General features: G+C 71.2%; 9 protein-coding genes and 1 pseudogene. 3 read left to right on the plus strand and 7 right to left on the minus strand.

The genetic code is table 11. From position 1 onward, the window contains the following. Positions 1 to 34: 34 nt before the first annotated feature. The gene (locus VE614_RS08655; RefSeq protein WP_324934344.1) at positions 35 to 1,117 is read right to left on the minus strand and encodes a TerC family protein; all 1,083 of its coding nucleotides are present in this window, start codon (positions 1,115 to 1,117) and stop codon (positions 35 to 37) included. Between the two features lie 151 nt (positions 1,118 to 1,268). Between VE614_RS08655 and VE614_RS08660 the strand changes: the two genes are divergently transcribed. Further along, a complete protein-coding gene (locus VE614_RS08660) occupies positions 1,269 to 1,397 on the plus strand; it encodes a hypothetical protein (protein WP_324934346.1) in 129 nt (42 codons plus the stop codon). 109 nt (positions 1,398 to 1,506) lie between these two features. Then, the gene (locus VE614_RS08665; RefSeq protein WP_324934348.1) at positions 1,507 to 2,478 is read left to right on the plus strand and encodes a DUF4232 domain-containing protein; all 972 of its coding nucleotides are present in this window, start codon (positions 1,507 to 1,509) and stop codon (positions 2,476 to 2,478) included. 198 nt (positions 2,479 to 2,676) lie between these two features. Here the strand turns inward: VE614_RS08665 and VE614_RS08670 are convergent, their stop codons facing one another. Continuing rightward, a complete protein-coding gene (locus VE614_RS08670) occupies positions 2,677 to 3,600 on the minus strand; it encodes a Gfo/Idh/MocA family oxidoreductase (protein ID WP_324934351.1) in 924 nt (307 codons plus the stop codon). A gap of 434 nt (positions 3,601 to 4,034) precedes the next feature. On the opposite strand from VE614_RS08670, the gene VE614_RS08675 reads away from it, so the two are divergent. Further along, positions 4,035 to 4,508, plus strand: coding sequence for a carboxymuconolactone decarboxylase family protein (locus tag VE614_RS08675; protein ID WP_324934353.1), 474 nt, complete (start codon positions 4,035 to 4,037; stop codon positions 4,506 to 4,508). Positions 4,509 to 4,598: 90 nt separating this feature from the next. Here VE614_RS08675 and VE614_RS08680 read toward each other — a convergent pair whose 3' ends face one another. The 5 genes and pseudogenes from VE614_RS08680 to VE614_RS08700 all read right to left on the minus strand — a co-directional run. After that, a complete protein-coding gene (locus VE614_RS08680; RefSeq protein WP_324934355.1) occupies positions 4,599 to 4,802 on the minus strand; it encodes a hypothetical protein in 204 nt (67 codons plus the stop codon). A 78-nt stretch (positions 4,803 to 4,880) separates the two neighbouring features. Then, the gene (locus VE614_RS08685; protein ID WP_324934357.1) at positions 4,881 to 5,327 is read right to left on the minus strand and encodes a hypothetical protein; all 447 of its coding nucleotides are present in this window, start codon (positions 5,325 to 5,327) and stop codon (positions 4,881 to 4,883) included. Next, positions 5,324 to 5,659, minus strand: coding sequence for a hypothetical protein (locus tag VE614_RS08690; RefSeq protein ID WP_324934359.1), 336 nt, complete (start codon positions 5,657 to 5,659; stop codon positions 5,324 to 5,326). The genes VE614_RS08685 and VE614_RS08690 overlap by 4 nt, the downstream gene beginning before the upstream one ends. Before the next feature lie 173 nt (positions 5,660 to 5,832). Next, entirely contained in the window at positions 5,833 to 6,732 is a 900-nt protein-coding gene (locus tag VE614_RS08695) for an ABC transporter permease (RefSeq protein ID WP_324934361.1), read from the minus strand. Then, positions 6,719 to 6,965 (minus strand): annotated as a pseudogene (locus tag VE614_RS08700) (ABC transporter ATP-binding protein); the annotation flags it as partial. The gene VE614_RS08695 and the pseudogene VE614_RS08700, both read right to left, overlap by 14 nt.

The following is a 6,965-nucleotide window of genomic DNA, read 5'->3' on the forward strand; positions in this document are numbered from 1 at the left end:
TGTTTTACCCCATTTTGGGAGTGCTTTGGCTTGGCTATTTCGGCTTGCGCTCACCGTCGGGCGGCTCGGTCGTGCCCTCGGGACCGGGTCGCGTCGGGCCGGGTTCGCGAGGGGCATCGACAGCCGCGGTCGCCGGGTCCGCGGACCCCAGGTCGCCCGCGAGGGGCGGGCCATCGGCGTCATGTGGGGGTGGGCGCAGCAAGCTGAGCGCGACGGAAACGGCGAGCACGGTGACGATGACGGCAAGGCTGAGGGGCGAGGGGATCTCGGGTACGGCCGTGCTGATCGTTTTGTGGGACGCCTGGAGGATGAGCTTCACGGCGATGAAGGCGAGGATGAGTGCCAGGCCCTTGCTGAGGTAGTGGAAGCGGTCGAGCAGGCCGGCGAGCATGAAGTAGAGGGCACGCAGACCGAGAATGGCGAAGGCGTTGCTGGTGTAGACGATGAAGGCGTCGCTGCTGACGGCCAGGACGGCGGGCACGCTGTCGACGGCGAAGATGAGGTCGGCGGCCTCGATCGCGGCGACCACGGCGAGCAGCGGGGTGGCAACGCGTTTGCCGGACTCTTTCACGAAGAAGTGGGCGCCGGCGTACTCGTCCCGCACAGGGATGATCTTGCGCAGCAGCTTGACAGCGATGCTCTTGCCGGGGTCGAAGCTGTCGTCCTCCTCTTTGAGGATCTTGTAGGTGCTGTAGAAGAGGATGGCCGCGAAGACGAACAGCACCGCGGTGAAGCGGCTGACGACCGCTACGCCGGCGGCGAGGAAGATGCCCCGGAAGACAAGGGCGCCCAGGACTCCGAGGAACAGGACCCGATGCTGGTAGGCCCTGGGCACCTTGAAGTAGCCGAAGATCAGCGCGAAGACGAAGAGGTTGTCCACGGACAGGCTCTTCTCCAGCAGCCAGGCAGTGGTGTATTCCACCCCGGCGGTCGTGCCGACCACGAGGAAGACGGCGACGCCGAAGGCCACGGCCAGGCCCACCCAGACTCCGCTCCAGGCGGCGGCCTCGCGAAAGCCGATGACGTGCGTCTGGCGGTGCGCCAGAAGATCGACCGCCAGGGACACCAGCACGGCGACAGCGAACACGAGCCACAGCCACAGCGGTACGTCATGCATGGGTCCGACCCCTCACGCGCGAACGATCGCCCCCCTTTCTTAGAGTCTGGGGCATCTCACAGGTTGTCGCCCCTTCGCTGCCCGGCGGCCTGCCCGCCCGCTCCTTGGAAACCGGGCGCGGGCTGTCGCGCGGTGGTGTGTGATCGGACGTATGGCGATCGTATGGAGCGAGCCGGAAGCCGGCGGGCTGAGCGAGACGGTGGACGTACTGCGCGAGTGGCAGTACGAGGGGGCGCCGATGCACCTGGCGACGCGCAGCCATGCCCCGCCGGCGCGGTGATCTGAGCCGCGTCTGCCCGCTTCCTCCCTGCCCCACCTGTGACACCCCTGTGACCGGAACTGTGACCTCCGTCGCACCCACCGGATACACACCCTGATGAGATGACCGGATGAGCAGACCCGCCGGCCTCCGCCCGGCTTCCGCCGCGACCGTTCCCTTGCTGTCGGCTCTCGCCGCGACGGCGCTGCTGCTCACGGCCTGTGGGGCGGAGCGCGCGGGTGCCGGGGGCACCGACGCCGCCACGGCCACGTCGCAGCACGGCACGCGGAGCGACGATCCGGGCAAGGACGGCGTACGGATCATCTCCCTGACCCTCCCGTCGGCCTCCCCCTCGCCCACCCGCAGCCACTCCGTCTCCGCCGACAAGCTCACCATGGGCGCGGACTCGGGGGTCTCCGCCGCCTACGAGGTCACCAACGAGGGCACCGAGACCCTGACCTACTCGGTCGTCTTCACCTTCATGAGCGGTGACGGCGGAGCCGTGACCAGCCAGACCGAGACCGTGCGCGACGTCGGCCCTGGACAGAGCGTGCGGGGCACGGTCCGAGCCGGGGAACTGCCACCCGCCGCGCCGCGGGTGACCCAGGTCGAGGTGCTCGAAGTGACCAAGGTCCCCGCGGGCGAGGCGCCGGCCGAACCCGACACGTGCCCCGCCTCCGGGATCCGGATCAGCGCCGACCAGGGCGACGCGGCCATGGGTCTGCGCGTCGTGGGCCTGCACCTCGACAACTGCGGCACGCGCGCCTACACCGTCGAGGGCTACCCGCTGCTGGAACTCCTGGGCGATGACCTCGAGCCCGTCGACGGCGTCGAGATCCTCGACGGCAGCGGCGAGATCACCACCGGGGCCGGGCCCGACGAACAGCCCCGGCCCGTCACGCTCCAGCCCGGCGAGTCGGCGACCGCAGGTCTGGTCTGGCGCAACACCACCGAGTTCGGTACGCCGGTGAACGTGCCCCACGTGCGCGTCCGGGCGAAGAAGGGGGCCGACCCGGTGATGGTCACCCCGCACCTCGACCTCGGAACCACCGGAAAGCTCGGGGTCGGACCGTGGGAGAAGGCGGGACGCCAGGCACTGTGATTCCTCCACGGACTGTCGCCCGGCGGGGAGACGGGCGGGAGGCGGGCGAGGCCGTCGCGTACGGCGGCCACCAAGGGCGCCCGACGAGGTCGTAGGGCGGGAAACAGCTCCTGGCGGACGAGGAAAGGGCTGTGCCGGCGGCCCCCGGCCCGCCGCGAGCCGACTGCCGGGTCGCCGCGGACGTCGAGGGACATGCGGTCACGGCGTCAGGCGGGTGACGACCTCCTCGCACCATTCGTGGGTGACGAGCGCGTCCCCCGCGTCGAGCCGTTCACCCGCGCGTACGGCGTCCAGGAAGCGCAGGCACATGGCCTCGAAGCCGCGGCGCCGTCCGACGGGCTCCCAGTCGGACCCGCGCCGCAGCTCGGGCACGCCGTCGTGCCGGGTGACGTCGGTCAGGTTGACGACGTCGCGGCGGCGGTCGGCGCCCGCGGTCTGCAGCACCTCGCCCGCCGAACCACCGGACCGGTTCATGACGGCCAGCCCGGTGAAGCCGGGAGCCGCGGCCCGCAGGACCACGTGGTGCAGCCGTCCGTCCACGACCTTGCCGTGCACGTCCAGATCGACCTGCTGGGGGGCGAGCATGCGCAGGGTGTCGACCAGGTGGATGAAGTCGTCCAGCACGATGGTGCGGACGTCGCCGGTGCCGGCGTGCCGGTCCTTCTGGAGCACGACGAGGTCGCGCGGGCCGTCGAGTGCCTGGGTGTAGGCGGGGGCGTAGCGGCGGTTGAAGCCCACCATGAGGGACCGGCCGCGCTTCCGGGCCAGTTCGGCCATCCGCCGGCTCTCGGCCAGGGAGTACGACAGCGGCTTGTCCACGAGGACGTCGATGCCCGCTTCGAGGAGGCGGGTGACGGTGGCGTGATGGTGTTCGGTGGGGGTGTGCACGAAGGCCGCGCGGACGCCGGAGGCGATGACGGCGTCCAGGTCGGTGAACAGGTGCCGGACCCGGTAGGCCTCGCCGATCCGGGCGAGTTTCCCGGGATCCCGGGTCATCAGTCGCAGGTCGAGTCCCGGCAGCGCCCCCAGCACGGGCAGATACGCCTTCTGTGCGATGCCGCCCAGGCCGATCACGGCCACCGGGAGGCTGTCGTCGGCTGGGGTGTGTGCTGTCGGCTCCACCGGGCGACCTTCCGTCAAGATGTCTAGACCAGTGATCACCTTATCGTGCGTGAAAGCCCGCGCGTCCGGGTCACGCGCGGGCTCTGGGAGGCCGAGGGCCGATGGTGGTGACGACGTCGGCGCGGCCGTCGCCGTGATGCTGAGCGGTGCCGGTCGGGGGCCGACGGTGACCCGCTGGGCAGGACCGGTCGTGTCGGTGATGGTGCAGGCCAGATTGACGGTCGAGGTCGTCGCGCTGGTTCGGGCAGCCGAAAGTGCGAGCGCGCCCTGCGCGAGAGCGATCCCGAGGGCGGCGGTGGCCGCGCAGCCGGGGACGGGGAGCAGGCCGCCTCTTCCCGTCACGGGAGACGCAGGTCACATTCGCCGCTGTCACATCGCGGACGGGCCGCTGCGTCATAGGGGTGCAGTCATCGAGAACCGCAGAGGAGAACGCCATGAGCGCTCGTTTGAACATCTTCGCCAACGCCACCGCGAGCAGCGCCCTGAAGCACTTCATCGCGGCGGGCCAGGTCATCGCCGAGTCGTCCTTGCCCGCCGCGACGCAGGAGTTGGTGAAGATTCGCGCGAGCCAGATCAACGGGTGCGGCTTCTGCACCGACATGCACACCAAGGAGGCCACCGCCGCCGGTGAGTCGGCGGTCCGGCTCCACCTCGTCGCCGCGTGGCGGGAGGCCACGGTCTTCACCGAGGCCGAGCGTGCCGCGCTGGAGCTGACGGAGGAAGCCACCCGGATCGCCGACGCGGCCGGCGGGGTCTCGGACGAGGTCTGGGCCGAGGCCGCCAAGCACTACGACGAGGAGCAGCTCGGTGCGCTCGTGTCCCTGATCGCGCTCATCAACGCCTTCAACCGGGCGAACGTCATCGTCCAGCAGCCCGCGGGCGACTACCGGCCCGGCCAGTTCGCCTGACGCGCACCGCGCCGCACCGCGCCGCGCACGGCTCACCGCAAGCCGTCGCCCGCGCGCGAAGTCGACTTGTCGGAACGGCGACAGGTCGGCTCAGCCCGCGGTGACGTCGACGAGAAGGAGGTCGGGCAGGCCGAGGTCGGGCAGGCCGAGCGAGCAGATGCGTGCCGTCTCCTCGGCGCGGACGCCGAACCGCCGGAGCAGTCCGTGGGCGACCAGATCCACGGAGGCGGCGTCGTCGCGGTCGGGCCGCGCGTGCGGCAGCGCTTCCAGGGCCGGCGCGGCGCCCGCCGTCACCGCCGGCGCGAGACGTGCTGGAGCTGTCCGTCCGCACCCCGGACGGGGGCATCGGCCTCGGCACCCAGCGCGCCACGGTCAGGTACGCGTGATGACGGCGGCGCCGCGCCGAGGGGGCTGGAGCAGCGCCCTGGGGCGGCGCAGGGCGTGCCCCAGGCCGAGCGCCAGCGATACGGCGGTCACCGAGAAGCAGCCCCAGAACACCGTCACGGCACCCGTGGCGAGGTCGTAGGTGGTGCCGTCCTCCCACAGGCAGTACGCCCGCGGAGGAAACGCCGTCGAGACGCCCCGGACGGCGCCGCTCCCGATGAAGCCCTCGCGCAGCGGCTCGGCGGGGCACGGAGCGGTCTCCGGGAACAGGAAGGGGTCGTCCGCCGTCATGACGGCCAGCCACGCGAGGGCGGCGACCGGGGCAGAGCAGAGAGCGACGGCCTTCGTCCAGCCGGGCAGAAAGGGGTACGTCAGGAATCCGCGCAGCGCGACCCAGCCCACGACGAGCGCCACGAAGACCGGGAGCAGGGTCATGCCGCCGCCGCGGAGAGCAGGAGGTACGGCAGCAGCACGGCGGGCAGGGTCAGCAGCCACGGCCTGATCGGGCGCCGGCGGCTGCGCGGCAGGAACACGTCGGCGATCAGGACGAGCAGCAGGACGAACAGACCGGTCATCACGAGCGCGCACAGGACCAGACCGCTGTTCTCGATCTGGTCGTATGTGCATCCGTCCAGATCCGTCCGCCTGAGGTCGTCGAGGTCGCAGTGCCCGTGGGCGGCGTACCAGCGGGCGCACAGCACCACGGCGATCATGGGGATGCCGATCAGCAGGTTCACCAGCAGCGGCGCCCAGTAGCGGCGTATCAAGACGCGTCCTTCCCGGTGCGCGGGGCAACCGGTTCGCTCGGGGTCGGACTGCCAACCTCACCAGGACACGGAAGCGTTGAGCTGTGGCGGAGACCACTTGCTCGGTCACAGCAGTGTCACAAGACGGCCGACCCGGTCGGCACCGGGGCGGCCGTCAACCGGGGCCGGGGCCGTCAGCTCTTCACCAGCAGGCCCCGCCCGCGCAGCACCCGCCGCTCCAGCGGGCTGAAGATCAGCAGATCGATGGCGATGCCCACGAGCAGGATCAGGAAGATCGCCAGGAAGACCTGGGACATGCTGGCGTTGTTCCGCCCGTTCTCCAGCAACTGGCCGAGGCCGACGCCGAGGTCGGGGGAGGAGGCGATGATCTCGGCGGCCATCAGCGACCGCCAGGAGAAGGCCCAGCCCTGCTTCAGTCCGGCGAGATAGCCGGGCAGCGCGCCCGGCAGCACGATGTGCCAGGCCCCTTGCAGCCCGGTCGCGCCCAGCGTCCGTCCGGCGCGCAGGAACAGCGGCGGGATCTGGTCGATGCCGGCGACCAGGCCGTTGGCGATGGACGGGACCGCGCCGAGCAGGATCACGGCGTACATCATGGAGTCGTTCAGGCCCAGCCAGATCACGGCCGGCGGCACCCACGCCACCGAGGGCAGCGACTGCAGCCCGGACAGGATGGGGCCGATGGCCGCCCGGACGAAGGCGAATTGGGCGACCAGCAGGCCCAGCGGGGTGCCGATGGCGAGCGCCAGCAGGAAGCCGAGCAGGCCGCGCGAGACGGAGGTCCAGATGTAGTCGAGCAGGGTGCCCTGCAACCAGGCGGTCTCCACCTCGTCCCACACGGCGGCCGGGGAGGGCAGCTTGTAGTCGGGTGCCACCTTCGCCCATACCAGCAGTTGCCAGGCCACCAGCACGAGCGTGACCGCGACGACCGGCGGCAGTATCTTGCGCAGCAGGGTCTGGCGCAGCGGCGTACGGCTGACCTCGACCGAGTCCAGGGCGTCGAGCCCGGCCTCCAGGCCGGCCAGGTCGCTCCCGTCCTTGTGGGGCGCGTCGACGGACGTGTCAGTGCTGGCCATGGCGGCGGATCTCCCCACGCAGTTCTTCGGTGATCTCGGCGGACAGTTCGGCGACCGCGGTGTCCTCCAGCCGGCGCGGCTGCGGCAGGCCGACGGTCCACTGGCGGGCGATGCGGCCGGGGCGGGAGGACAGCAGCACCACGCGCTGGGCGAGCCGTACCGCCTCGCGCACGTTGTGCGTCACGAACAGCACCGACAGGCCGGTCTCCCGCCAGATGCGGGTCAGCTCGTCG

This window comes from Streptomyces sp., assembly GCF_035645055.1.
Classification (GTDB): domain Bacteria; phylum Actinomycetota; class Actinomycetes; order Streptomycetales; family Streptomycetaceae; genus Streptomyces.

Coding starts and splice junctions, on each gene's coding strand:
- VE614_RS08655 (WP_324934344.1), bottom strand. CDS start 1,117: ATGCATGACGTACCGCTGTGGCTGTGGCTCGTGTTCGCTGTCGCCGTG.
- VE614_RS08660 (WP_324934346.1), top strand. CDS start 1,269: ATGGCGATCGTATGGAGCGAGCCGGAAGCCGGCGGGCTGAGCGAGACG.
- VE614_RS08665 (WP_324934348.1), top strand. CDS start 1,507: ATGAGCAGACCCGCCGGCCTCCGCCCGGCTTCCGCCGCGACCGTTCCC.
- VE614_RS08675 (WP_324934353.1), top strand. CDS start 4,035: ATGAGCGCTCGTTTGAACATCTTCGCCAACGCCACCGCGAGCAGCGCC.
- VE614_RS08685 (WP_324934357.1), bottom strand. CDS start 5,327: ATGACCCTGCTCCCGGTCTTCGTGGCGCTCGTCGTGGGCTGGGTCGCG.
- VE614_RS08695 (WP_324934361.1), bottom strand. CDS start 6,732: ATGGCCAGCACTGACACGTCCGTCGACGCGCCCCACAAGGACGGGAGC.